The organism is Streptosporangium sp. 'caverna' (genome assembly GCF_003203775.1).
Lineage (GTDB): Bacteria > Actinomycetota > Actinomycetes > Streptosporangiales > Streptosporangiaceae > Streptosporangium > Streptosporangium subroseum.
The window spans coordinates 2,982,229-3,006,030 of the sequence record NZ_CP029711.1 but is presented as its reverse complement, the minus strand read 5'-3'; the positions used below and the strand labels follow the sequence as shown (position 1 = coordinate 3,006,030).

Below are 23,802 nucleotides of genomic sequence, written 5' to 3'. Positions count from 1 at the left end.
TCAGGTGACCTCTCCCCCGCCCGGCGGCGACCCGGCGGCCCGGCGACGGGTCGCCCTCGGCGTCGGCGGCACCGCGGTGCTGCTGGCGGCCCTGGACGCCTACGTCGTGGTCACCGTCCTCGTCGACATCGCCAAGGACGTCGACGTCCCGCTGAACCACCTGGAGCGGGCCACCCCGATCGTCACCGGTTTCCTGCTCGGCTACATCGCGGCCATGCCGCTGCTCGGTCAGCTCTCCGACCGGTACGGCAGGCGCCCGCTGATCCAGCTCTGCCTGGCGGGCTTCGCCCTCGGCTCGGTCGTCACCGCGCTGGGCGAGACGGTTCCCTGGCTGGCCGCGGGACGCGCCCTGCAGGGCATCGCGGGCGGCGCCCTGCTCCCCATCACCATGGCGCTGGTCGGCGACCTGTGGGACGAGCACGACCGCCCGGTGGCCCTCGGCGCCGTAGGCGCGGCACAGGAGCTCGGCAGCGTGCTGGGCCCCCTGTACGGCGCGGGCATGGCCGCCCTGGTGCCGTCCGCCCTCCAGCTGGGCGGCGTCCAGCTCGGCGGCTGGCGGTCGATCTTCTGGCTGAACCTCCCGCTGGTCGCCGCGGCCGCGATCGCCGTACAGAGATCCGTGCCGCCGCCGGCCCGCGGCCAGGGCCGCGCCGTACCGGGGGCCCGCGTCGACGTGATCGGCGGGCTGCTGCTGGCCCTGGCGCTGGGACTGCTCGTGGCCGGGCTGTACAACCCCGATCCGAGCACGTCGGTCCTCCCGCCGTGGGGCCCGCCCATGATCGTGGCCGGAGCGGTGGCCGGCGCCGTGTTCGTCGTGTGGGAGACACGGTCCAGGACCCGGCTCATCGACCTGACGGGCGTGTCGCGCGGCCCGTTCTTCGCCACGCTCGGGGTGAGCTTCCTGACCGGCGCGGCGCTGCTGGTCACCCTCGTGGACGTCCAGCTGTCGGCGCAGACGCTGCTCGAACTGGAGGCCCTGGACGGCGCGCTGGTGCTGTCCCGCTTCCTCGTCGCGCTCTCCGTCGCCGCGCTGCTGGGCGGGGTCATGGCCCGCCGGTACGGCGAGCGGGCGGTGGCGGTGATCGGGCTGGCACTCGCCACCGTCGGCTACGTCCGTATCGGCCAGTGGCCGCTGGACCTGGCCTCGGCCGGAGCCCGCATGGACGCCGACCTGATCGTCGCGGGGCTCGGCCTCGGCCTGGTGATCGCGCCTGTCTCCTCGGCGGTGCTGCGGGCCACCCCGGCCGCCCAGCACGGCGTGGCGTCCGCGGCGGTGGTCGTGGCCAGGATGATGGGCATGCTGCTCGGCGTCGCCGGGCTGTCCGCGTGGGGCTTTCACCGCTTCCAGTCACTCACCGCCGAGCTGGACACACCGCTGCCGTTCGGCGTGGATCCCGTCGTCTACGCCAGGCGGCTCGCCGAGTACGGAGACAGGGTTCGGGCCGCCCTGCACACCGAGTACAGCGAGATCTTCCTGCTCACGGCGGCGCTGTGCGCGGTGGGCGTGCTGGCCGCGCTCCTGCTGCCGCACGGGGGGCATGGCCACGGGCCCCGTGAGGAACCGCGCCGTGCTCCGAGGCGTTGAAGGATTGTTCGATCGGCTCCGTGATGTGCCTGCCAGGTCCGCGCGGCTTCCCCGAAGATCGGAGACGGTGGTGACCGACTGCGCGGGAGGCCTTCGGCGAAGGGCCCGGGAGGCGCGCCGGGACGTGCGGGCCGCCGGGGATGATCACGCCGTCCGGACGCACGCGGCCGATCCCGTTCACCCGGCCGCGGGGTGCGGAGTCGATCTCCACGCGGAGCCCGCGTCCGGAGAGGTGTGAGCATGTCGACCCCCCTGTACCGGGCGCAGGCCGAGTTCCTCCGCGCTCTCGGGCACCCCGTGCGAATCCGGGTTCTGGAGTTGCTGCAGAACGGCCCGCTGCCCGTGCGCGATCTTCTGATCAGCACCGAGGTGGAGGCGTCCAACCTGTCGCAGCAGCTGGCGGTGCTCCGCAGGTCGGGGATCGTGTCGGCGACACGTGAGGGATCGACGGTGGTGTACGCGCTGGTCAGCGCGGATGTGGCCGACCTGCTGCGAACGACGCGCCGGATCCTGACCGACGTGATCGCTGTGCGGGGAGAGCTGCTGGCGGAGCTGCATGGGGCGAAGACGGAGCAACTACGGTGAGCCGGTCCCGGACGGCCTGAGGCCCGTCCTCGCCACAGCCTCCATCGGCCTTTGCGTAGATTTTTGAGGCGTCATACCAACGGCCCGCGACCGGGGCGGACAAGGCCGTGTCGGCTTTGCGGAGCAATCGCGATGATCGACACTTGCGCCCCGAATCCCCGCCCAGAACGGGGTTTCTCATGCCTCACCCCGGCGAGGTACCCGTTCGGCGACCTCCGGTTATCCTGCTGTTGGGCTCTTTGATACCTTATTAATTGCTAACTTTAACAAGTGAGAAGATCGGTAAGCGAGCATGCGGGAACGGCCACCAGTTCTGCTACGGCCGCCGTGCCGGAGCTTCGAAGATTCTTCCCCTGGTAAGTCCTCGGTTGAGGAGATGACCGCGTGACCTTCCGATGGCACCACGAGGTACGGTCCGACGTTGAGATTCTGCGCTTTTCCGGGCATGTGGGCCTCATGGCCACAGACCTGGTCGCCACAACGGTCGGCCTGGCTCCACCGCGCACCAACCGTCCACTCGTGCTCGATCTCACCGACATGGAAGGCTGGGGCCCCGACGGACGCGCCGCCGTGGTCGACGCCGTTCGCTCTCTGGCCGTTCATCGTCGTGTCGCGGTGTGCCAGCCGCGCGACAAGCTGACCTCATGGGCCATCAGCCACGACGATCCTTCCGCCCTGATGTATCCGGACCTTCGCGCGGCGCTGGCCACTCTTCATTCGTCTGCGGACGTCGAGTCGGGTTCTTGACCGAAGCGACGTAGGCCGCGGGTCCTTCGCGCGGTACGGCGGCCTACCGGGCCGCCGCACCGGCCGCGGAAGGGGCGCGGTCAGCCCCGTTCCACCGAAAGCCACGCCCGGGGTTCAGGCAGAGTCCAGTGCCATGAGGACGGTCAGGCCGACGATATGGATCATCGCAACGAGCACGACGAGGAAGATGAACACGAACTTCGCCGGTCCGTGCTCGAAGTGGCTGCCCTCTTTCAGGGCGGGCCTCTGCGCCTGCCGATCGGCGATCCGCTCTTCCAGGGTCTTTCGCTTCTGACGAGCCATGACGGTCCCAGGATTGAAGTGAGTGATCATCCGCTGTGAGCCTCCGCGCGCAGTTCGGCGAGCAGTTCGCCCTGGCCGGCCAGCAGTTCGGTCAGGATTCGTCGTGCCGCGAACATCAGATCGGCGACATCCACTGTGGACAAGGCGTACACGACGGTGGCACCCTCTCGGGTGGCGGTCACTATCCCGGCGCGCCGCAGCACCGCCAGTTGCTGAGACAGGCTGGAGGCCTCGATATCGATCGCGCTCAGAAGGTCCCGGACCGGCAGGGGGCCACTTTGAAGCAGCTCCAGCACCCGGATGCGGGCCGGATGACCGAGGGCGCGGAAGAGCTCGGCCTTGGCCTGGTACAGCGGCACCGTCATGATCATGCCACCTCGCCGGCAGGCGCGTCGGCTGCGTCGGCCGCGTACCGCACGTCGATGCCGTGCCGATCGGCGATGCGCAGCAGGTTTTCCAACCTTCCGGACAGCACCTCTATCGCGTGGTCGTCAAACGCTTCGCGCATGAGCCCCAGTTCGGCGTCGACGTCGTCGACGCGTGCGCGAAGCTCCGCCGCAAACTCGCTCATGCCCCGCTCTTCCCCGCGTATCAGATCACCTGTGGGCGCCCGGTTGACGAACGCCGCTAACCATGATGTGGCAAATTGCATAATTCTTCAAATCATAATGACGTTGGGTATGATGGCGAAGGCCGTTTTCCACAACACCCGCGGACAGCTCAAACTCGATCAACGACGGGTTGGCTGCGAAACTGGGTGTGTGGCAGGTGCGGCTGCCATCGGGTAAGGACTGATCTACAGTGTCAGCCTGTATCAGGCGGCAGCGCGGACAGTGATACGGACAGCGACGAGAGGTCGAGCACGACCTGCGTGAGGGAGTACAGCCAATGGGGCGGGGTCGATCGAAGGCGAAGCAGACGAAGGTCGCGCGTGAGCTGAAGTACAGCAGCCACGGTATCGATCTTGAGCGGTTGCGTAAGGAGCTCGGCGGTGACAATCCCCCGCTAGACAACAAGGCCGACGACCCTGCCGCCGGCCGGGTCGACGAAAGATAAGCCGCAGGGGAGAACCGTGACGGCGTCGCACAGCACGCCGTCATACGCCGGTCGTTGAGTTCCGCTGATCTTCACCGGTTTCCGGGGTCGTCACATGGGCCGCCGCGAAAAGCAGTGAGAGATCTTCCGTGCGCTCGGTCAGGCCGGGTCTCTCGTCCGTCCACGCGTGCGCTTGGTCAGATCGTCTTGTCTGTCCATGCGTGCGTCCCAGCCCTACCTGGACGGCGAGCCGATCCCGAGCTCATCGGGTGACGGCCGACGAGAGCGATCCGGCGGCACAGCGGGCTCTTCACATCCCGGCCGAACAGGCCGGGCCCGTCGTGGGCGGACGGTGGGAGACGGGACACTCGCCCCGATCCACCTCCACCTACGGCGCCGGCGACAGGCCGTCGTCGCGGCGGCTCATGCGACGGGACCGCTCCGGCGGGCCTTCCCGGCGAACCGGCGCCCGCGCGGGTCCAGGGACCTGAAACGACGAACGGCCCGGCCTGTCTGGCCGGGCCGTTCGTCAAATAACCGCTACTTTTTCTTCTTCTGGCCCTGTCCCTGGCGCTGACGCTTCTCGCGGATCTTCATCGTGACCTCGATGGGAGAGCCGGCGAAGCCGAACTCCTCGCGGATCCGGCGCTCGATAAAGCGGCGATAGGTCTCCTCCAGGAAGCCCGAGGTGAACAGCACGAACTTGGGCGGCTCCGTCGACGCCTGGGTGGCGAAGAGGATCTTGGGCTGCTTGCCGCTGCGGACCGGGGGCGGGGTGGCCGCGACCAGGTCGGTCAGGAAGGCGTTGAGACGGGCCGTGGGGACCCGGCTGGACCAGGACTTCAGGGCGGTCTCCAGCGCCGGGACAAGCCTGTCCACGTGCCAGCCGGTCTTGGCGGAGATGTTGGCCCGCAGCGCCCACGGAACGCGGACGAGCTGGCGGTCGATCTCCTTTTCCAGGTAGTAGCGGCGGTCCTCGTCGAGGAGGTCCCACTTGTTGAACGCCACGACCATGCACCGGCCGGACTCGATCACCAGCGAGATGATCCGCAGATCCTGCTCGGTCAGCACCCCGCTGGCGTCGATCAGCACGACCGCGATCTCCGAGCGCTCCAGGGCGGCCCGGGTGCGCACGCTCGCGTAGAAGTCGGCGCCCTGCAGCTCGCGGTCGCGACGGCGGATGCCCGCCGTGTCCACGAAGCGCCAGGGCTTGCCGCCGAGCTCGATCAGCTCGTCGACCGGGTCGCGGGTGGTGCCCGCCATCGGGTCGACGAGCACGCGCTCCTGGCCCGCGAGCTGGTTCAGCAGCGAGGACTTGCCCACGTTGGGCTTGCCGACCAGGGCGACCCTGCGCGGGCCGCGCTCGGCGCCGAAGCGCTGCTTCGGCGTCTCCGGCAGCTTGTCGAGGATCACGTCCAGGAGGTCACCGCTGGAGCGGCCGTGCAGGGCCGAGACCGGCTGCGGCTCGCCCAGGCCGAGAGACCAGAGACCGGAGGCCTCCAGCTCCATCTGCTGGTTGTCGACCTTGTTGGCGGCGAGGATGACCGGCTTGCCCGAAGCGCGCAGCACATGGCCGACGATCTCGTCGGCGTCGGTCACGCCCACTATGGCGTCGGTCACGAACAGGATCACGTCGGCCAGCTCGGCCGCGATCTGCGCCTGCTCGGCGATCTTCAGCGCCATGCCGGTGGCGTCAGGGTCCCAGCCGCCGGTGTCGACCACCGTGAACCGGCGCCCACGCCAGGTGGCGTCGTAGGTGACCCGGTCGCGGGTCACGCCGGGAACGTCTTCCACGACCGCCTCGCGGCGGCCGATGATCCGGTTGACCAGCGTGGACTTGCCCACGTTGGGGCGGCCCACCACGGCCACCACCGGTTGCGGATCGTTGTCGTACTCCGCGTCCTCAGAGCTCTCGTCGGTACCCAGATCGGCGAGCTCAGCGTCGATCCAGCCGGTGTCGTCGTCGTTTTCCCCGGTCACGCTTTTTCCTTAATCACACGTAGCACCTCCGCGATGACCTCTTCGAGGTTCAGCGCGGTGGTGTCCAGTTCGATGGCGTCGGCCGCCATCGCAAGCGGGTCGATCTTCCGCGTCGAGTCCAGGGTGTCGCGCCGGGCCATGGCGGCCTTCTGCACGTCCACCGTGGTGCCGACCAGCTCCGCCGTACGGCGGAGCGCCCTCGCCTCGGCGCTCGCGGTCAGGTAGATCTTGACCGGCGCGTCGGGCACCACCACGGTGCCGATGTCACGGCCCTCGACGACGATGCCGCCGGCGCCGATGATCTCGCGCTGCTCGGCCACCAGGCGGCGCCGTACCTCGGGCACCGCGCTGACCGCCGAGACGGCGGCGGTGACCTCGGAGGTGCGGATGGGGCCCGCGGCGTCGACTCCGCCCACCGCCACCGCGGGGGCGTCGGGGTCCGTGCCCATCGTCAGGACCGGGTCAAGGGCCCTGGCGGCGATCGCCTGAGGATCGGCGAGGTCGACGCTCTGCTCAAGCATCCACCATGTGACCGCCCTGTACATCGCCCCGGTGTCGAGATAGCGCAGACCCAGCGCCCTCGCGACTCCGCGTGACGCACTCGACTTGCCCGATCCCGAAGGACCGTCCATGGCGACGACCAGTCCGGTCACGACGCCTCTCCCTTACAGCCCGCTTCAGTTGTCCGTACGAGGCTACCGGGATCGGGAGGGGAACCACGCATCAAGCGACCGGGAGCACCCGGCACAACACCGGACGGAACCCTCTCCACCATGCCCCGGTGGCCGGAGCCGGCTTCCGGGGCAGGTCCTGATCGCACCCCGGAGGCCGGACCGGCCGCGTGAGGAGAGCGTTACGGCAGGTGCCAGCCGCGGGAGCGCAGCGCCTCGGACAGGACGACCACCGCTTCGGGCTGCACGTAGAGGTCGGCGGCGCCCAGCGGCAGTCCCGGGGCGTGCTCCAGCCGGACGTCCTCGATGTTGACCCCCACCTCGTCGGCCGCCTGGAACAGCCGGGCCAGCTCGCCGGGGCGGTCGCCGATGATGACCTGAACGGTCGCGTAGGTGCGCGCGGGACCGCCGTGCTTGCCGGGAATCCTGCTCGTGCCCGCGACACCGCGGTGGAGCAGCGCGGTGACACCGTCCATGACGTCGTCCATGGCCGCCGGTTCGGCGGAGGCCCGGAGCAGGGCCGCCACGGCGGCCAGGTCGACGGCCACCGCCTCCAGCACCTCGGCCACCGGCAGCGCGTTGCCCGACAGGATCCCGGTCCACAGGCCCGGGTCGCTCGCCGCGATGCGCGTCACGTCACGGACCCCCTGCCCGGCCAGGCCGAGCGCGGTGGCCGGTGCCTCGGCGAGCCGGGCGGCCACCGCGGCGGCGGTCACGTGCGGAGCGTGCGAGACGATCGCCACGGCCCTGTCGTGCTCGTCGGCGCCGACCCTGACGGCCTCGCCGCCACAGAGCTTGATGAGCCCGTACAGGGCCTCCACGGCGTCGGGTGAGGTCTCCTCCGTCGGGCACACGGCCCACGGGCGTCCGAGGAACAGGTCTGCGCGGGCCGCCGCGGGTCCCGAGCGCTCCCGGCCCGCGAGCGGGTGCCCGGCGACATAGGTGCTCATGTCGCAGCCGAGGCTCGCGGCCTGCCGCAGCGGAAGCACCTTGACGCTGGCCACGTCGGTGTAGAAGCGGGCCGCCCCGGCCCGCTGGAGCTCGGCGAGCTGGCCGGCGACCAACTGCGGCGGGACCGCGATGATCGCGATGTCGGCGGTCATCCCGTCGGCCCACTCGGTGCCCGCGCCCAGCTCGCGCGCCAGCCGTACGGCTCCCGCGTCGCGGTCGGCGAGGTAGACGACGACGTCCTGCTCGCGGAGGGCCAGGGCGATCGAGGTGCCGATCAGTCCCGTGCCGACGACGAGAACGCTCTCGAGACCGCTCACACGTGCTCCTTGGAGGTGGGAACGCAGCGACATAACGGACCCGAGGAACTCACTGAGCGATGTCCACGCGCAGGGCCACCGCGCCGCGGAGGTAGACGTGCTGGATCTCGTCTCGCGGCCGGTCGACGTCCACGTGGGCCATCAGCCGTACGACGTGGGGCAGCGCGCCCGGGACCTCGATCTCGGACGCGCAGATCAGCGGAACGTCGTGGAAGCCGAGCTTGCGGGCTGCCAGGGCCGGAAACTCGGCGGTCAGATCGGGCGTGGCCGTGAAGATCACACTGATCACGTCGTCGGTGGTGAGGTTGTTGCGCCCCATCACCTCGGTCACCAGCTCGGTGACCCCGGACAGGATCGCGTTACGGTCGTTGCCCTCGACCTGGATCGCACCGCGGATCGCCCGCACCATGGTCGTTCCTCCATATCACTCACGCCGGGCCATCCGAATGGGTGACCCGGCGTGTTCTCAACATGTGTATTACGGAAGGTTACAGGCCGACGGCCGCGTAGAGCTCGCCGACCTCCGTGAGCGTCAGCGCGCGGAGCGTCCCCGGCTTGAGGCGGCCGAGCTTGACCGGGCCGAACTCGATGCGGGCCAGGTCGATGACCGGGTGCCCGACCTCCTCCAGCATGCGGCGCACGATGTGCTTGCGCCCCTCGTGCAGGACGACCTCCACCAGGGCCTGCTGCCCGTGCTCCTGGACCAGGGTGAAGGAGTCGGCCTTGGCGATGCCGTCCTCCAGCTCGATGCCCTGCTTCATGCGGCGGGGCAGATCGCGCTCGATCCGGCCGGGCACCTTCGCCCAGTACTTCTTCTTCACGCCGTAGCTCGGGTGGGTGAGCCGGTTGGCCAGCTCGCCGTCGTTGGTGAGCAGGATGAGACCCTCGGTCTCGGTGTCCAGGCGTCCCACGTGGAAGAGCCGCTCGGTGCGGTCGGCCACGAAGTCCGCCAGCGAGGGGCGGCCCTCGGGGTCGGACATGGTGCTGACGACGCCGATCGGCTTGTTGATGGCGAGGTAGACCAGGTCGGGCATGGTCGGCAGTCGCTTGCCGTCCACGTGGATGACCTGCTTGGCCGGGTCGACCCGGGCGCCGAAGCGGCGGACCACCTGGCCGTCGACCGTCACCCTGCCGTCACCGATCATGTCCTCGCAGGCCCGGCGGCTGGCCACGCCCGCCTGGGCGAGGACCTTCTGCAGCCGGATGCCGTCCGGGACCTCGGTGGTGTCGCGCTCGTCGGTGTAGTCGCGATCGTAGAAGTCCCCGTCCCGCTTGGGCTGGCGGGCGGTCTTGAACCGGTCGTTCTCGATCGTGCCCGGCCTGAGCGGAGCCTTCGCGGCGGGACCGCGGTCAGCGGCGGGACCCCGGTTGACGACGGGACCGCGGGCGGGGGCGCGGCGCTCGTCGGGCCCTCCGACGCGGTTGCCGCCGATCGTCTGGACCTCGTCCGCGCGTCCGGGCTTGCCGAAGCGGCCACGGGAACCGCCGGCCGGCGCGCCGGAGCGGCCACGGTCGGAGCCGAACCGGCTCCGCGAGCCGTCCCGGTCCGCGCGGAAGCCGCCACGGTCGTCCTGACGCGGGGCGTCGGAACGGAAACCGCCCGCCGAGCCGCCACGGTCGTCACGGCGCGGAGCGTCGGAGCGGTAACCGCTCTGCGAACCACCGAACGAAGAGCCACCGCGATCGTCACGACGCGGAGCGTCGGAGCGGGACCCACCCTGCGAACCACCGGAGGGCCTGCCATACGAGGAGGACCCACCACGGTCGTCACGACGCGGAGCGTCAGAGCGGTAGCCGCCCTGCGAACCCCCACGGGAACCACCGAACGAAGAGCCACCACGGTCGTCACGACGCGGAGCGTCCGAACGGGAGCCGCCCTGCGAACCACCGGAAGGCCTGCCGTACGAGGAGGACCCACCACGATCATCACGACGCGGGGCATCCGAGCGGTAACCGCCCTGCGAACCACCGGAGGGCCTGCCATACGAGGAGGACCCACCACGGTCGTCACGACGAGGAGCGTCGGAACGGTAGCCGCCCTGCGAACCACCGAACGAAGAGCCACCGCGATCGTCACGACGCGGAGCGTCGGAGCGGGACCCACCCTGCGAACCACCGGAGGGCCTGCCGTACGAGGAGGACCCACCACGATCATCACGACGCGGGGCGTCAGAACGGTAGCCGCCCTGCGAACCACCACGGGAACCACCGAACGAAGAGCCACCGCGGTCGTCGCGGCGCGGGGCGTCGGAGCGGTAACCGCCCTGCGAACCGCCGCGGTCATCACGGCGCGGAGCGTCGGAGCGGGAGCCTTCGCGGTCGTCGCGGCGCGGGGCGTCGGAGCGGAAGCCGCCCTGCGAACCGCCCGGGGGCCTGCCGTACGAGCTGCGTGAACCATCGCGGTCCGCGCGGAAGCCGCCACCGCGGTCGTCACGGCGCGGAGCGTCGGAGCGGAAACCGCCCTGCGAACCACCGGACTGCGATCCGCCACGGGATCCACCGGACGAGGAACCGCCACGGAACCCGCCGGACTGCGAACCACCTCTGGATCCACCGGATGAGGAGCCGCCCCGGAATCCACCGGACTGCGAGCCCCCACGGGGATTGCCACCGCGCGGGGCTCCGCCACGGCCTTGACCGCGTCCATCACCGGACGGGGTACTGCGCCTGTTGTTCACTACTTCTGCTCCTCTAGGGATTCCATGTCGTCGGGCAGGAACGGTGCCAGTTCGGGGAGCTCTTCGAGATCCCGCAGGCCCATCCGCTCGAGAAAATACGAACTTGTCCGGTAGAGCACGGCTTGGCTCTCCGGTTCGGTGCCGGCCTCTTCGACCAGCCCCCTGGTCACCAGCGTGCGCATGACACCGTCGCTGTTGACGCCTCGGATGGCCGCCACCCGAGCCCGGCTGACCGGTTGCCGGTAGGCGACCACGGCCAGGGTCTCCAGCGCGGCCTGGGTGAGCCGCGTCTGCTGGCCGTCGCGGACGAACCGCTCTACGAGAGTCGCATACTCGGCCCGCGTGTAGAACCGCCAGCCGCCCGCGACCTCTCTGAGATCAAAACCCCGGCCGGACGCGGTGTATTCCGCCGAGAGGTCACGGAGCGCCTTGCCGATCTCGTGCGTGGGCCGTTCCAGCACCTGGGCGAGGGTCACCTCGGCGACCGGTTCGTCGACCACCAGCAGGATGGCCTCCAACCCGGCACGCAGGTCCGGCTCGGGTGCCATGTCAGTCATCAGCGGGTTCTCTCTTCATGCTCTCGTCGTAGTCGTCGGCCACGGAGACGTCCCCGTCGTCGCTGCCGGTCCAGGTCACGTGCAGTTCTCCAAGAGGCTCAACCTGCTCGAAGGAGACGGCCGCTTCCCGGTAGAGCTCGAGGACGGCCAGGAAACGCGCGACGATCTCGAATGTGCCGGTGCAGTCGGAGGTGAGGGCCCGGAAGGTCGCCCGGCGCACCCGCCGCAGCCGCTCGACCAGGATAACCGCCTGATCGCGGACATTGGCGAGCGGTTGGTAGATGTGAGCCACCGAAACCGACGGAGGGGCCTTGGGCGCGAAGGCCTGCCGGGCGATCTCGGCGAGGCGGTCGGGACCGATGCCCAGGATCAGCGCGGGCAGGAGGTTGGCGAACTGGGCCTCCATCGGCACGGTCCTGGGAAAACGCAGGGCCTCGTCGGCCAGCCGGCCGGCGAAGACCTTCACGACCTCCTTGTAGGCCCGGTACTGCAGGAGACGGGCGAACAGCAGGTCGCGGGCCTCCAGCAGGGCCAGGTCCTCCTCGTCGTCGACCTCGCCCGACGGCAGCAGCCTGGCCGCCTTGAGGTCGAGCAGGGTCGCCGCGACGAGCAGGAAGTGGCTCGTCTGGTCCAGATCCCATTCCGGGCCCCTGGCCCGGATGTAGGAGATGAACTCGTCGGTGACCTGGCTGAGCGAGACCTCGGTGATGTCCAGCTTGTGCTTGGAGATCAGACCGAGCAGGAGGTCGAAAGGACCCTCGAAGACCTCCAGGTGCACCCTGAAGGTGCCGCTGTCGGCCTGCGTCTGCTCGGTCATCCCTCCATTGTCCCGCAGGCGGGACACACTCACCGCTACAGCGCGTCCCATCTGGCGAGAACTTCGCGAGCGAGCTCGCGATAGGCGCTCGCACCGAGGGAGGAGGAGTCGAAGCTGGTGATGGGCTCACCGGCCACGGTGGCGTCCGGGAAGCGAACCGTCCGGTTGATCACCGTGTGGTAGACCTTCTCGTCGAACGCCTCGACCACCCGGGCCAGCACCTCGCGGCCGTGCAGGGTGCGCGCGTCGTACATGGTGGCGAGCAGGCCCTCGATCACCAGCTCGTCGTTGATGCGCTCCTGGACCTTGATGATCGTGTCCATGAGCAGCGCGACTCCGCGCAGCGCGAAGAACTCGCACTCCAGCGGCACCATCACGCCGTGCGCGCAGGCCAGCGCGTTGATCGTGAGCAGGCCGAGAGAGGGCTGGCAGTCGATCAGGCACACGTCGTACTCGGGCAGGAGGGGTTTGATCACCCGGCCGAGCACCTGCTCGCGGGCCACCTCCGTGACGAGCTGGACCTCCGCGGCCGACAGGTCGATGTTGCTGGGCAGCAGGTCCATCCGCTCGACGCCGGTCTCCAGCAGCACGTCCCTGGCGGTGATCTGGCGCTCCATGAGGAGGTTGTAGACCGTCAGGTCGAGCTGGAGCGGGTTGATCCCAAGGCCCACGGAGAGCGCGCCCTGCGGATCGAAGTCGACCAGCAGCACCCTCAGCCCGGCCTCGGCCAGCGCCGCGCCCAGGTTGATGGTGGTGGTCGTCTTGCCGACGCCACCCTTCTGGTTGACCATGGCGACGACCCGCGCCGGCCCGTGCACCGTACGGGGGGGTGGGTCGGGAAACACCGGGCGAGGACGCCCTGTAGGGCCGAGAACTCCCCCACTGCGAGGGGTCCCGGCGGTCTTTGTGTCCCCCCAGGGATTCTCGGGGTTTCCAGGGGTCGTTCCCCGGACAGAACCGTCGGTGGTCACAGTCACCAGTCGAACCTCCCTGACGGCCTCGAACCGGACCGTCCGGACGGACACTATGGCGTCAACACGTATGCGGCAAGGCGGCACGCCCGGACATAAGCAAGCTCAATGCCGTGTGCGCGGATGCGCGGCGGCATAGACCTCGCGAAGCTTGTCGACCGTGACCAAGGTGTACACCTGTGTGGTAGTCACCGAAGCGTGGCCGAGTAGTTCCTGAACCACCCTAACGTCCGCACCCCCGTCCAGGAGGTGTGTTGCGAATGAATGTCGCAACATGTGTGGCGAGACACCGTTCAGGCCCCCGCGCTCGGCGGCGGCCTGGAGGACCTCCCAGGCGCCCTGACGAGTGAGTCTTCCGCCCCTGGCGTTGAGGAACAGCCCGGAGGTGCCGCGGCCGCGAGAGGCGATCCGGGGGCGGGCCCGGGTGAGGTAGGCGCCCAGCGCCTCCCTGGCGAAGCGGCCCAGGGGCACCAGGCGCGCGCGTCCCCCCTTGCCGCGCAGGCGCACCCGCTGGGCCTCCGTCCCCAGATCGACGTCGTCCACGGCGAGCCCCACCGCCTCGGAGATGCGGGCGCCCGTGCCGTACAGGAGCTCCAGCAGCGCCCGGTTGCGCAGCGTGAGCGGGGCGTCGTCGGGCCCCGAGGCGGCGATCAGACGTTCCACGTCGTCGACGCTGATCGCCTTGGGCAATCGTTTGAGCTGGCGCGGCGGGTGCACCTCGTGGGCCGGGTCATGACGGCAGACCCCTTCGCGTAACGCGAAACGGTGCAGGCCGCGGACCGCGGAGACGGCCCGTGCCGCCGAGCTGGCGACGAGGGCCTGGTGCTCCTCGTCGCCTTCCCTGAGCGCGGACAGGAAGGCCGTGACGTCGGCCTCGGCGACCTCGCCGAAGGTGACGCGGCCGCGATTCTTCAGATGCTCCACGTACCGCAGGAGGTCACGGCGATAGGAGGCCAGTGTGTTGGCTGCCAAGCCCCGCTCCACCGCCAGATGGGCCAGGTAGCGGGAGAGGACGGCCTCCGTCTCGCTCAGGGTGTCCTCCTGTCATGCCTCCGGTGCGTCGGCGGGCCGCAGTGAGGCGAAACCATCCGCCGAAGCGGCGTATGCGGCGAGAATACCGGCCACGGCTTGGGAATTGTGGATCATTCCCTCCAGGGCACGCCGAACCGCGTCGGACAGGGGAATCCAGACCACCGGCATGTCGGCTTCCTCATGTCGCCGGATGAAGTCGAGCTCCGCCTCGGGGATGAGGCTGACGTCCCTGGCGAGGAAGATCCGGGTCCGCTCGTCGGTCATCCCCGGCGAGGTGAAGGCGTCGACCAGGGTGTGCCAGGTGGCCGCCCGGTAGCCCGCCTCCTCGGCGAGCTCGCGGGCCGCCCCGACGTGGAGCGGCTCGTCGTCGACGTCACGCAGGCCGGCGGGCAGCTCCCAGAGCAGCCTGCGGACGGGGTGACGATACTGGCGGATCAGCAGCACCCGGTCCTGGTCGTCGAGCGCGACCACGGCCACCGAGCCGGGATGGATCACGTAGTCGCGGTTGACGACCTCCCCGTCCGGCATCACGACCGCGTCGGTCACCCCGGTGATGACCCGCCCGCGGAAGTGCTCGGCGGAGGAGTCGACCTTCCACCCCTCCGGGACGTCGCGGACCTCCGGGTCCCGTACGGCGTGGACGCCGGACTCGGGGGCGTCTCCGGCGTCGGCGGCGCTCACTTGCCCCGCCCGGCCTTGGCGACGTTTCCCCGGATGTCGGCGTAGGTCAGGGCGGCGCCGATCAGGCCCTTGAACAGCGGGTGCGCCCGGGTCGGCCGCGAGCGGAACTCGGGGTGGGCCTGGGTGCCGATGAAGAAGGGGTGGATGTCGGCGGGCAGCTCGGCGTACTCCACCAGGCGGCCGTCGGGTGACAGGCCCGAGAAGACCATGCCGATCTTCTCCAGCTGCTCCCGGTAGGAGTTGTTGACCTCGTAGCGGTGGCGGTGGCGCTCGTCCACCTTCGGCTGGCCGTACAGCTGGCGCGCGAGGGAGCCTTCGGCGAGCTTGGCCGGGTAGAGGCCCAGCCGCATGGTGCCGCCCATGTCGCGCTCGCCGGAGACGACGTCCTCCTGGTCCGCCATGGTGGAGATGACCGGGTGGGTGGTCTCGGCGTCGAACTCGGTGCTGCCCGCGTCCTTGATGTCGGCCAGGTTGCGGGCGGCCTCGATGACCATGCACTGCATGCCCAGGCAGATGCCGAGCAACGGGATCTTGTTCTCTCTCACGTGCCGGACCGCGCCGAGCTTGCCCTCGATGCCCCGCACGCCGAACCCGCCGGGGACGAGCACTCCGTCCACGCCGTCGAGCTCGCGGGCGGCGCCCTCGACGGTCTCGCAGTCGTCGCTCTTCACCCAGCGGATGTTGACGCGGGCGTCGTTGGCGAAGCCGCCCGCGCGCAGCGCCTCGGTGACCGACAAGTAGGCGTCGGGCAGGTCGATGTATTTGCCGACGAGCGCGATCGTGACCTCGTTGGCCGGGCGGTGCACCCGGCGCAGGAGCTGCTCCCACTCCTTCCAGTCCACGTCGCGGAAGGGCAGGCCGAGGCGGCGGACCACGTAGGCGTCCAGCCCCTCCGCGTGGAGCACCTTGGGGATGTCGTAGATGCTCGCCGCGTCGATGGCCGAGACGACCGCGTCCTCGTCGACGTCGCACATGAGGCTGATCTTGCGCTTGATCGCGTTCGTGACCGGGCGGTCGGAGCGCAGGACGATCGCGTCGGGCTGGATACCGATGCTGCGCAGCGCGGCGACCGAGTGCTGGGTCGGCTTGGTCTTCAGCTCGCCGCTCGGCCCGATGTACGGCAGCAGCGAGACGTGGAGGAAGAACACGTTGTCGCGGCCGACCTCGTGGCGGACCTGGCGGACGGCCTCCAGAAAGGGCAGCGACTCGATGTCTCCGACGGTGCCGCCGACCTCGGTGATGACCACGTCCACGTCGGGACCCGCCATCGACCGGATGCGGTCCTTGATTTCGTTGGTGATGTGCGGGATGACCTGCACGGTGTCACCGAGATACTCGCCGCGGCGCTCCTTGGCGATGACGTTGGAGTAAACCTGGCCGGTGGTCACGTTCGCCGAGCCGTGCAGCTCGGTGTCGAGGAAGCGCTCGTAGTGGCCGACGTCGAGGTCGGTCTCGGCCCCGTCGTCTGTGACGAAGACCTCACCGTGCTGGAACGGATTCATCGTTCCGGGGTCGACGTTGAGGTAGGGGTCGAGCTTCTGCATGGTTACCCGCAGGCCACGCAGCTTGAGAAGGCGTCCGAGGCTCGACGCCGTCAGTCCCTTACCAAGACTGGAGGCGACGCCGCCGGTGACGAACAGATGTTTGGTGTGTGCGGCGCTGCGCAAGAAGGCTCCCGTGGTCGTTATAGATCAGTCGGCACACCCTGATGAATGGCCTACAGGTCCACGGGCTCTCAGAATATCAAACAGTACCGGCGAAGTGCCCGGCCGTCCCCAACCTGTGTTCCAATCAAACCCAACCAAGCGGTAACTTGAGCCGTTATGTCACTTAGTGGTGCGGTACGGCGTGCTGTGGGCAGCCTCATTCATCGCGGCTGGGCCGCCATCCGCGCGGCCGGCGCGGTCACCCCCCTCAGCCCCGCCGGATACCGGTTCCGCCGCCTCGGGGAAGGCGCCCTCCTGTCGTTCCCCATCGGGGCCATCTTCGGCGAGGCCTGGATCGAGATCGGCGAGCACACCCTGATCGGCGAGCGGGTCTCCATCTCCGCGGGCATGGGCCCGGGAGTCGACCTGGGTCCGGACTCGATCGTGAGGATCGGCGGAAGCTGCTCGATCGGCAGGGGCAGCCACATCGTCGGCCACCAGTCGATCGACATCGGCGACCACGTGTTCACCGGCCCCTACGTCTACATCACCGACCAGAACCACGTCTACGACGACCCGGAGATGCCGATCGGCCGCCAGTGGCCGCGCAACAACCCCGTGGCCATCGGCTCGGGATCCTGGCTGGGCACCGGCGCGATCATCCTCCCGGGCACCCGGATCGGCAGGCAGTGCGTGGTGGCGGGCGGGGCCGTGGTGCGCGGGGAGTTCCCCGACCACAGCGTGATCGCCGGCGTACCCGCGAGGGTCGTCCGTCACCACGTCCCCGGCGAGGGGTGGGTGCCCCCGCACCTCGACGACGCCCACGTCGAACTCGCCGGCTCCCTCGGCACCGGCGGCGCCCTCGTCGAATCCGCCGCCCTCAACGGTGCCCTCGCCGAGTCCGCCGCCATCGACGGCGCCCTTGTCGAGTCCGCCGCCGTCGACGGCCCAGGACACCGGACTCCGCTGATCTAGACGACGTCGAGAGCAGAACGGCCTGCTACACGGACGGTATAGGCCGGAAAAGCCGGGAAGAACACGTTAGATTCGCCTTTGCCGCGAAACCGTCGCGGACGGATGGGATCCATCGCGGCCCGGCGATCGTTGGAAGGCCGACAAGCGAAAATGGAGGTGCGATGCTCGCGGCACTGACGGGCCTGGGGCTCTCCACCGCGGCCGGCCTGAACGCCTACATCCCGCTGCTCGTGGTCGGCCTGATCGCCAATTTCACCGATCAGATACGGCTGCCGCAGGAGTTCGCCTGGCTGTCCAACGGCTGGGTGCTCGGGATCATCGGCGTGCTGTTGCTCGCCGAGGTCGTGCTCGACAAGGTCCCGGTGGTTGACAGCGTCAACGACATGATCCAGACCTTCGTCCGTCCGGCCGCCGGCGGAGTGGTGTTCAGCGCCACCGACGCGGCGGCCCGGCTCGACGGCTCGACCTGGATGAGCCACAACCCCTGGATCAGCTGGGTGCTGGGCATCGGAATCGCGCTGGCCGTGCATCTGATGAAATCGGCCGCCAGGCCGGTGGTCAACGCCTCGACGGCCGGGGTGGGCGCACCCGTGATCAGCACCGTGGAGGACGCCGGATCGCTCGGCATGAGCCTGATCGCGATCTTCCTACCGGTCCTGGTCATCGTCGCGGTGGCCGTGCTGGCGCTGTTCGCCTGGTGGGTGTTCCGCAAGGTACGACGCCGCCGCGCGCTCCGGCGAAGTCCGGTCTGATCGACGACCGCGCACACGTGGGTGCGCGGGATATGCTCGAAGAACCTCGTTTCACCCTATCGGGAGGTGGCTCCGATCGGCACTTTCCTCACCATCATGCTGGTGATCATGCTGTTCTTTCTCATCGCGGGAATAGCCGGGGTCTACCTGCTGGTAAAGGTCGGGAAAAAGGCCACCAAGAAGGCGCGCAAGGTGAGCACCCGCGTGGCCTCCCAGGTGGCGGCGATGGGTCCCGGCGATGCCGCCGCGACCGAGCGGATGCGCCTGGACCTGCGCCGGGAGGTCTCCCTGACCCGCCAGGCGGTGGACCACGCGCTGCGCGACGGGTGGGGGCTCGGCGACCTGCCCCAGCTCGTCGCCGAGATCGGCACGCACGCCGATCAGCTGGACGCCCAGCTCGGCCTGTACGCCCAGCACAGCCGCGTGTCCTCCTACGTCGACCACGCTTCCCTGGGCCGCCTGCGCGAGCACCACGCCAAGCTGACCACGTCCTGCGCCCGGATCCGCGCCGACCTGCTCAACGACCAGATGGCGCACTCGGCCGGCGGCATCGACGACATCCAGAGCCGCACGGACCTGGAGATCGAGGCCCGCCGCCGGGCTCCCGACCCCCTGGACCAGATCGACGAGCTCTACAACCGCACGATGGTCAACCGATCCCGCCCCGACGACCACCGCTGAGCCGTGATCGCCATCGCGATGATCACCGTTGAGTCACCATCGCCGCTGAGTCGCGGTCACCACTGAGCCACCCAGGACGCGCGGCGGCGGTACCGTCTACCCCCTTCGGCATCCATATGCAAGGCTTTCTACATCAAAAGCCCTCAGAATGGAGCCTCCGCCACTTCTTCAAAGGCGATTCAACGCCTATTACCGACTGGTGTAATTAACCGGACAAGTCTTTCTTGGAGCGCGGGGCGACTACGGAAAGTGGCAGGATGGTCATGTCGCGTGAGTTTCCAGAACGTCACCCGAAGGAGGTTTCCTGATGACCACGGCACTTCCCGAGTGGTTCTACCCGGGGCCGGATGGTGGCTGGACCGCCGACATGCTCGATCGTCTTCCCCCCGACGCGCCCAGGCACGTCGAACTGATCGACGGGTCGCTCATCATGATGTCTCCGCAGACCGCATTCCACATGTTCGTACTGAGGCGTTTCGAGCAGGAGCTCATACCCCCTGACGATCTCGCCGTCGTCCGGGAGATGACGGTGACCCTCGGAATCCGGCAGCGGCCCGAACCCGACATCATGGTGGTGGACAAGACGACGTTGGTGACCATGAAAACGACATCCTTCAAAGCCGAAAACGTACATCTTGCCGTCGAGGTGGTGTCACCCGAATCAATGGACCGCGATCGGACTACCAAACCGATCAAATACTCCGATGCTGGGATTAAGCATTTCTGGCGCATCGAGCAAGAGAGCGATCAGCCGGTCGCCTATACCTTTGAGCTGGAGCCCGCCGTCAAGGCTTACGTCCCCACCGGCATCCACCGTGGGCGGCTGCGGACGAACATCGGTTTCGACGTGGACATCGACCTGGACCTGAGCAGGTTCATCGGCTAGCTGGATCCCGGCAGGGACCAGAGGTCCGCCAGGTCGTCGTAGGTCGCTCCGTCGTTGATGCGGGCGCGCATGGCCTGGGCCTGGGCCGTGGACGGCAGGAAGCCGTCGAGGACGAAGGGCAGGCCGAGGCGCCAGCCCAGCAGTGCCCTCGCGGAGTATCGGTGGCCGGCTCGGACCACGGAGACGCCGACCCGGACCGCGTGCTCGTTGCGGGGATGCACGTTCGGACGGTCGGTCTCGATGGCCGAGTAGCGAAACCCGTCGGCGAGATCGCAGGGCGGGCAGCCGCGGGGGCCTCGGCCCAGCGTTGAGCCGCAGTCGGCGCAGCTCAGCCGGTCCAGCGCGCCGTCCACGATCCGCCAGTCGTGCCGGTCCGGCTCCTCCACGACCATCTCGGCGATCGCCCGCTCCTCCTCGGCGGACGGCTCCGCCGTCCCGGACCAGGCCCGGAGGAAGTCGCGCCAGCCGTCCTGGACGATGCGGTCGACCAGATCGGCGCAGCGGGCGCAGTCGGGGGCTCCGCCGTACTCCCAGCAGCCGCAGTCGGCACATCTGCGCATTCCGCTTCCGCTCCCGCTCTCAGCTCTTCGTTCTCGACGAACCGTGACCGTATCCGCCCGCTCTCCCCGGGGCGAGCGAATAAATGGCTTGCGACAGGGCGGGACGGCCCAGCACAATCATCGGAGTCGATCATCCGGCGCCCGTTACGCGCCTCAGACGAAGGGAGGGTGACCGTGGCTGCTTTCTTCTCTCATGCCCGTAGGTCCTTTCCCACCGGTTCTCGCTGACCTGATCGCCGCACCGGTGGGCCTCTCGAATCGGAGAACCCGCAGTGCCAAAGCCTTCCGAACACCGTCGCCGCGGCAAGCACGCACTCGATGACGACGACGTCGAATGGCTCGACAACACCCCCGATGATCTCGACGGGCCGCCATCCGGCGACCGCTGGTCCACCTGGGACCTGAGCAGCCCCACCGAACGCGGCCCCCGGCCGCATCCCGAGTGGCTCGTCACCGAACTGGCGGCCGTCGACACCGAACTCGGCATCCTGAAGACCGGCAAGGAGGCCGACGTCCACCTGCTCTCGCGGGGTGTTCCGGACACCGATCGGGTCTGTCTGCTCGCCGCCAAGCGCTACCGCTCGGCCGAGCACCGGCTCTTCCACCGCGACGCCGGCTACCTGGAGGGCCGCGGCGAGCGGGACAGCCGGGTCAGCAGGGCGATGGCCAGCCGATCCCGGTTCGGCAAGGAGATGATCGCCGGCCAGTGGGCCAACGCCGAGTTCCAGGCACTGTGCCGGTTGTGGTCGCTGGGCGTGCCCGTGCCGTACCCGGTGCAGATCATCGGTACGGAGATCCTCGAAGAGTTCATCGGCACCCCCGACGGCTTCGCCGCGCCCCGGCTGGCCGCCGTCTCCGAGGGCCTCGCCGGCCTGTGGGAGCAGCTCGTCGAGGCGATGGCGGCCCTGGCCCGCGAGGGCCTGGCCCACGGCGACCTGTCGCCCTACAACATCCTCGTCCACGAGGAACGGCTGGTCATCATCGACCTGCCACAGATCGTGGACGTGGTGGCCCACCCCGTCGGCGCGGAGTTTCTCGACCGCGACGCCCGCAACGTCGCCACCTGGTTCGCCGCCCGCGGCGTGGCCGCGGCCGACGCCGACTCACTGGCCTCGCTGCTGCGTGCCGAGGCCCGGCTGGGCTGAACGGCGCCCACCGGTGCCGAGCTGCGTCCCCGCTGCCCGCACGGGCAGCGGGGACCAGTGCTCCCTCTCAGGAGACGCCGGCCTCGCGCATGTCGCGAACCTCGCGCTTGAGCTCCTTGATCTCGTCGCGGAGCCGGGCGGCGACCTCGAACTGGAGGTCGGCAGCGGCCTGGTGCATCTGGTCGGTGAGCGACTCGACCAGCGCCTCCAGCTGGGCTCGGGGCATCTCCCCCGCGATCGCCTTGGCGTGCTGGCCCACCTGCCTGACCGCGAAACCGGGGACCGGAGCCTTGCCGCGCGACTGCTGGCGGCCACTGCCGCCGAGGAGCTGGGCGGTGTCGGCGTCTTCCCGGTTGAGCGAGTCGAGAATGTCGGCGATCTTCTTACGCAGCGGCTGCGGGTCGACCCCGTTGGCCTCGTTGTAGGCGACCTGCTTCGCCCGGCGCCGGTTGGTCTCGTCGATCGCCCGCTCCATGGAGGGGGTGATCCGGTCGGCGTACATGTGCACCTGGCCGGAGACGTTTCTGGCCGCGCGGCCGATGGTCTGGATCAGTGAAGTCTCCGAGCGGAGGAAGCCCTCCTTGTCGGCGTCGAGGATGGCGACCAGCGACACCTCGGGCAGGTCCAGTCCCTCACGGAGCAGGTTGATGCCGACCAGCACGTCGAACTCACCCATCCGCAACTCGCGGAGGAGCTCGATGCGGCGAAGGGTGTCGACCTCGCTGTGCAGGTAACGGACCCGGATGCCGAGCTCCAGCAGGTAGTCGGTGAGGTCCTCGGACATCTTCTTGGTCAGTGTGGTGACCAGGACCCGCTCGTTCTTCTCCGTCCGGGTCCGGATCTCGTGGACCAGGTCGTCGATCTGGGACTTCGTGGGCTTGACGATCACCTCGGGGTCGATCAGGCCGGTCGGCCGGATGACCTGCTCGACCACGTCGCCCTTGGAGCGACCCAGCTCGTAGGAGCCCGGAGTGGCCGACAGATAGACGGTCTGGCCAATCCGCTCCAGGAACTCCTCCCACTTCAGCGGGCGGTTGTCCATCGCGGACGGCAGGCGGAAGCCGTGCTCCACGAGCGTGCGCTTGCGGGAGGCGTCTCCCTCGTACATCGCGCCGATCTGCGGGACGGTCTGGTGCGACTCGTCCAGGACCAGCAGGAAGTCTTCGGGGAAGTAATCGAGCAGCGTGTTGGGCGCGCTGCCGGGCTCACGGCCGTCCATGTGACGCGAGTAGTTCTCGATGCCGGAGCAGGTGCCGATCTGGCGCATCATCTCCAGGTCGTAGGTGGTGCGCATCCGCAGCCGCTGGGCCTCCAGGAGCTTGCCCTGCCGCTCCATCGTCTCCAGGCTGACGGCCAGCTCTTCCTCGATGCTCCGGACAGCTCTCTCCATCCGCTCGGGACCCGCGACGTAGTGGGAGGCGGGGAAGATGTAGAGCTCCTCGTCCTCCGTGATCACCTCGCCGGTCAGGGGGTGCATGGTGGAGAGCTTCTCGACCTCGTCGCCGAACATCTCGATCCGCACGGCGAGCTCTTCGTACTTGGGGATGATCTCGATCGTGTCGCCGCGCACCCGGAAGGTGCCCCGGGTGAAGGCCAGGTCGTTACGGGTGTACTGCATGTCGACCAGGCGACGCAGCAGCTTGTCGCGCTCGAGCTCCTCGCCCACCTTGAGCCGGAGCATGCGGTCGACGTATTCCTGGGGTGTGCCCAGGCCGTAGATACACGACACGGACGCCACCACGATCGTGTCGCGGCGGGTCAGCAGCGAATTAGTTGTCGAGTGGCGGAGCCGCTCGACCTCGTCGTTGACCGACGAATCCTTCTCGATGTAGGTGTCGCTCTGCGGGACGTATGCCTCGGGCTGGTAATAGTCGTAGTACGAGACGAAATATTCGACCGCGTTGTTGGGCATCATCTCGCGCAGCTCGTTGGCGAACTGCGCGGCGAGCGTCTTGTTGGGCTGCATGACCAGGGTCGGCCGCTGGAGCCGCTCGATCAGCCAGGCGATCGAGGCGGTCTTGCCCGTGCCCGTGGCGCCCAGCAGGACGTTGTCCTTGTCACCCGCCTTGACGCGCCGCTCGAGCTCGGCGATCGCCGTTGGCTGGTCGCCTGAGGGCGTCATGTCGGTGATGACCTCGAAGGGGGCCACCTTGCGCTGCAAATCTGTTACCGGCCTCACCTGCTCCACTGTAGGCGGAGCCACCGACAATCCTTCTCCGGTCGCCTGAGCCCAACCGCAAGGCCCCG

25 protein-coding genes are annotated in these 23,802 nt (G+C 69.0%); 9 read left to right on the top strand and 16 right to left on the bottom strand.

Going from position 1 to position 23,802, the window contains the following annotated elements; all coding sequences use genetic code 11:
• Positions 1 to 4: 4 nt before the first annotated feature.
• The 3 genes from DKM19_RS13255 (at position 5) to DKM19_RS13245 (ending at position 2,917) form a co-directional block, all read left to right on the top strand.
• Entirely contained in the window at positions 5 to 1,585 is a 1,581-nt protein-coding gene (locus tag DKM19_RS13255; protein ID WP_110695947.1) for an MFS transporter, read from the top strand.
• A gap of 240 nt (positions 1,586 to 1,825) precedes the next feature.
• Positions 1,826 to 2,170: a helix-turn-helix transcriptional regulator gene (locus DKM19_RS13250; protein ID WP_110695946.1), complete on the top strand. Its 345-nt coding sequence runs from the start codon at positions 1,826 to 1,828 to the stop codon at positions 2,168 to 2,170.
• Positions 2,171 to 2,626: 456 nt separating this feature from the next.
• Positions 2,627 to 2,917, top strand: a complete 291-nt coding sequence (locus DKM19_RS13245) for a hypothetical protein (RefSeq protein WP_143653119.1) — start codon at positions 2,627 to 2,629, stop codon at positions 2,915 to 2,917.
• Between the two features lie 114 nt (positions 2,918 to 3,031).
• Here DKM19_RS13245 and DKM19_RS13240 read toward each other — a convergent pair whose 3' ends face one another.
• From DKM19_RS13240 to DKM19_RS13230, 3 genes are read right to left on the bottom strand one after another with little or no spacing between them, the layout of a single operon-like run.
• Entirely contained in the window at positions 3,032 to 3,250 is a 219-nt protein-coding gene (locus tag DKM19_RS13240) for a hypothetical protein (protein WP_239514230.1), read from the bottom strand.
• On the bottom strand, positions 3,247 to 3,585 hold the full coding sequence (locus DKM19_RS13235) for a helix-turn-helix transcriptional regulator (RefSeq protein ID WP_089206043.1): 339 nt from the start codon (positions 3,583 to 3,585) through the stop codon (positions 3,247 to 3,249). Before DKM19_RS13235 ends, DKM19_RS13240 begins: the two co-directional genes overlap by 4 nt.
• 2 nt (positions 3,586 to 3,587) lie before the next feature.
• Positions 3,588 to 3,791: a hypothetical protein gene (locus DKM19_RS13230; RefSeq protein WP_110695945.1), complete on the bottom strand. Its 204-nt coding sequence runs from the start codon at positions 3,789 to 3,791 to the stop codon at positions 3,588 to 3,590.
• A 317-nt stretch (positions 3,792 to 4,108) separates the two neighbouring features.
• Between DKM19_RS13230 and DKM19_RS52925 the strand changes: the two genes are divergently transcribed.
• Positions 4,109 to 4,276 carry a DUF3073 domain-containing protein gene (locus DKM19_RS52925; RefSeq protein WP_089206045.1) on the top strand — a complete coding sequence of 56 codons (168 nt, stop codon included), beginning with the start codon at positions 4,109 to 4,111 and terminating at the stop codon, positions 4,274 to 4,276.
• A 519-nt stretch (positions 4,277 to 4,795) separates the two neighbouring features.
• On the opposite strand, the gene der is transcribed toward DKM19_RS52925, so the two are convergent.
• The 11 genes from der to DKM19_RS13170 form a co-directional block, all read right to left on the bottom strand.
• The gene (gene der, locus DKM19_RS13220) at positions 4,796 to 6,235 is read right to left on the bottom strand and encodes a ribosome biogenesis GTPase Der (protein WP_110695944.1); all 1,440 of its coding nucleotides are present in this window, start codon (positions 6,233 to 6,235) and stop codon (positions 4,796 to 4,798) included.
• Positions 6,232 to 6,888 (bottom strand): (d)CMP kinase, encoded by a 657-nt coding sequence (gene cmk, locus DKM19_RS13215; RefSeq protein ID WP_239514229.1) that lies wholly within the window; start codon positions 6,886 to 6,888, stop codon positions 6,232 to 6,234. The genes der and cmk overlap by 4 nt, the downstream gene beginning before the upstream one ends.
• A gap of 200 nt (positions 6,889 to 7,088) precedes the next feature.
• On the bottom strand, positions 7,089 to 8,207 hold the full coding sequence (locus tag DKM19_RS13210; protein ID WP_110695943.1) for a prephenate dehydrogenase: 1,119 nt from the start codon (positions 8,205 to 8,207) through the stop codon (positions 7,089 to 7,091).
• Between the two features lie 16 nt (positions 8,208 to 8,223).
• Positions 8,224 to 8,583 (bottom strand): chorismate mutase, encoded by a 360-nt coding sequence (gene aroH, locus DKM19_RS13205; RefSeq protein WP_110695942.1) that lies wholly within the window; start codon positions 8,581 to 8,583, stop codon positions 8,224 to 8,226.
• Between the two features lie 79 nt (positions 8,584 to 8,662).
• Complete coding sequence (locus tag DKM19_RS13200) at positions 8,663 to 10,852, bottom strand: pseudouridine synthase (RefSeq protein ID WP_110695941.1); 2,190 nt, start codon at positions 10,850 to 10,852, stop codon at positions 8,663 to 8,665.
• Positions 10,852 to 11,409, bottom strand: coding sequence for an SMC-Scp complex subunit ScpB (scpB, locus tag DKM19_RS13195; protein ID WP_110695940.1), 558 nt, complete (start codon positions 11,407 to 11,409; stop codon positions 10,852 to 10,854). Before scpB ends, DKM19_RS13200 begins: the two co-directional genes overlap by 1 nt.
• Complete coding sequence (locus tag DKM19_RS13190) at positions 11,402 to 12,226, bottom strand: ScpA family protein (RefSeq protein ID WP_110695939.1); 825 nt, start codon at positions 12,224 to 12,226, stop codon at positions 11,402 to 11,404. The genes scpB and DKM19_RS13190 overlap by 8 nt, the downstream gene beginning before the upstream one ends.
• A 35-nt stretch (positions 12,227 to 12,261) precedes the next feature.
• Positions 12,262 to 13,203 (bottom strand): ParA family protein, encoded by a 942-nt coding sequence (locus DKM19_RS13185; RefSeq protein WP_089206256.1) that lies wholly within the window; start codon positions 13,201 to 13,203, stop codon positions 12,262 to 12,264.
• 99 nt (positions 13,204 to 13,302) lie between these two features.
• A complete protein-coding gene (locus DKM19_RS13180; protein WP_089206052.1) occupies positions 13,303 to 14,229 on the bottom strand; it encodes a site-specific tyrosine recombinase XerD in 927 nt (308 codons plus the stop codon).
• Between the two features lie 12 nt (positions 14,230 to 14,241).
• The gene (locus DKM19_RS13175) at positions 14,242 to 14,910 is read right to left on the bottom strand and encodes an NUDIX hydrolase (protein WP_110695938.1); all 669 of its coding nucleotides are present in this window, start codon (positions 14,908 to 14,910) and stop codon (positions 14,242 to 14,244) included.
• Entirely contained in the window at positions 14,907 to 16,577 is a 1,671-nt protein-coding gene (locus DKM19_RS13170; RefSeq protein WP_110695937.1) for a CTP synthase, read from the bottom strand. The genes DKM19_RS13175 and DKM19_RS13170 overlap by 4 nt, the downstream gene beginning before the upstream one ends.
• 156 nt (positions 16,578 to 16,733) lie before the next feature.
• Here DKM19_RS13170 and DKM19_RS13165 point away from each other — a divergent pair, with 156 nt between their 5' ends.
• The 4 genes from DKM19_RS13165 (at position 16,734) to DKM19_RS13150 (ending at position 19,850) form a co-directional block, all read left to right on the top strand.
• The gene (locus DKM19_RS13165; RefSeq protein ID WP_110695936.1) at positions 16,734 to 17,531 is read left to right on the top strand and encodes an acyltransferase; all 798 of its coding nucleotides are present in this window, start codon (positions 16,734 to 16,736) and stop codon (positions 17,529 to 17,531) included.
• Positions 17,532 to 17,692: 161 nt separating this feature from the next.
• On the top strand, positions 17,693 to 18,283 hold the full coding sequence (locus DKM19_RS13160) for a DUF4126 domain-containing protein (RefSeq protein WP_089206059.1): 591 nt from the start codon (positions 17,693 to 17,695) through the stop codon (positions 18,281 to 18,283).
• A gap of 66 nt (positions 18,284 to 18,349) precedes the next feature.
• The gene (locus tag DKM19_RS13155; RefSeq protein ID WP_110695935.1) at positions 18,350 to 18,964 is read left to right on the top strand and encodes a hypothetical protein; all 615 of its coding nucleotides are present in this window, start codon (positions 18,350 to 18,352) and stop codon (positions 18,962 to 18,964) included.
• Positions 18,965 to 19,271: 307 nt separating this feature from the next.
• Positions 19,272 to 19,850, top strand: a complete 579-nt coding sequence (locus tag DKM19_RS13150) for a Uma2 family endonuclease (protein ID WP_110695934.1) — start codon at positions 19,272 to 19,274, stop codon at positions 19,848 to 19,850.
• On the opposite strand, the gene DKM19_RS13145 is transcribed toward DKM19_RS13150, so the two are convergent.
• Positions 19,847 to 20,410: a hypothetical protein gene (locus tag DKM19_RS13145; protein ID WP_239514228.1), complete on the bottom strand. Its 564-nt coding sequence runs from the start codon at positions 20,408 to 20,410 to the stop codon at positions 19,847 to 19,849. The genes DKM19_RS13150 and DKM19_RS13145 overlap by 4 nt on opposite strands.
• Before the next feature lie 272 nt (positions 20,411 to 20,682).
• Here DKM19_RS13145 and DKM19_RS13140 point away from each other — a divergent pair, with 272 nt between their 5' ends.
• Positions 20,683 to 21,555, top strand: a complete 873-nt coding sequence (locus DKM19_RS13140; protein WP_204358776.1) for a serine protein kinase RIO — start codon at positions 20,683 to 20,685, stop codon at positions 21,553 to 21,555.
• Positions 21,556 to 21,622: 67 nt separating this feature from the next.
• Here DKM19_RS13140 and uvrB read toward each other — a convergent pair whose 3' ends face one another.
• The gene (gene uvrB / locus DKM19_RS13135) at positions 21,623 to 23,734 is read right to left on the bottom strand and encodes an excinuclease ABC subunit UvrB (RefSeq protein WP_110705690.1); all 2,112 of its coding nucleotides are present in this window, start codon (positions 23,732 to 23,734) and stop codon (positions 21,623 to 21,625) included.
• Positions 23,735 to 23,802: the final 68 nt, after the last annotated feature.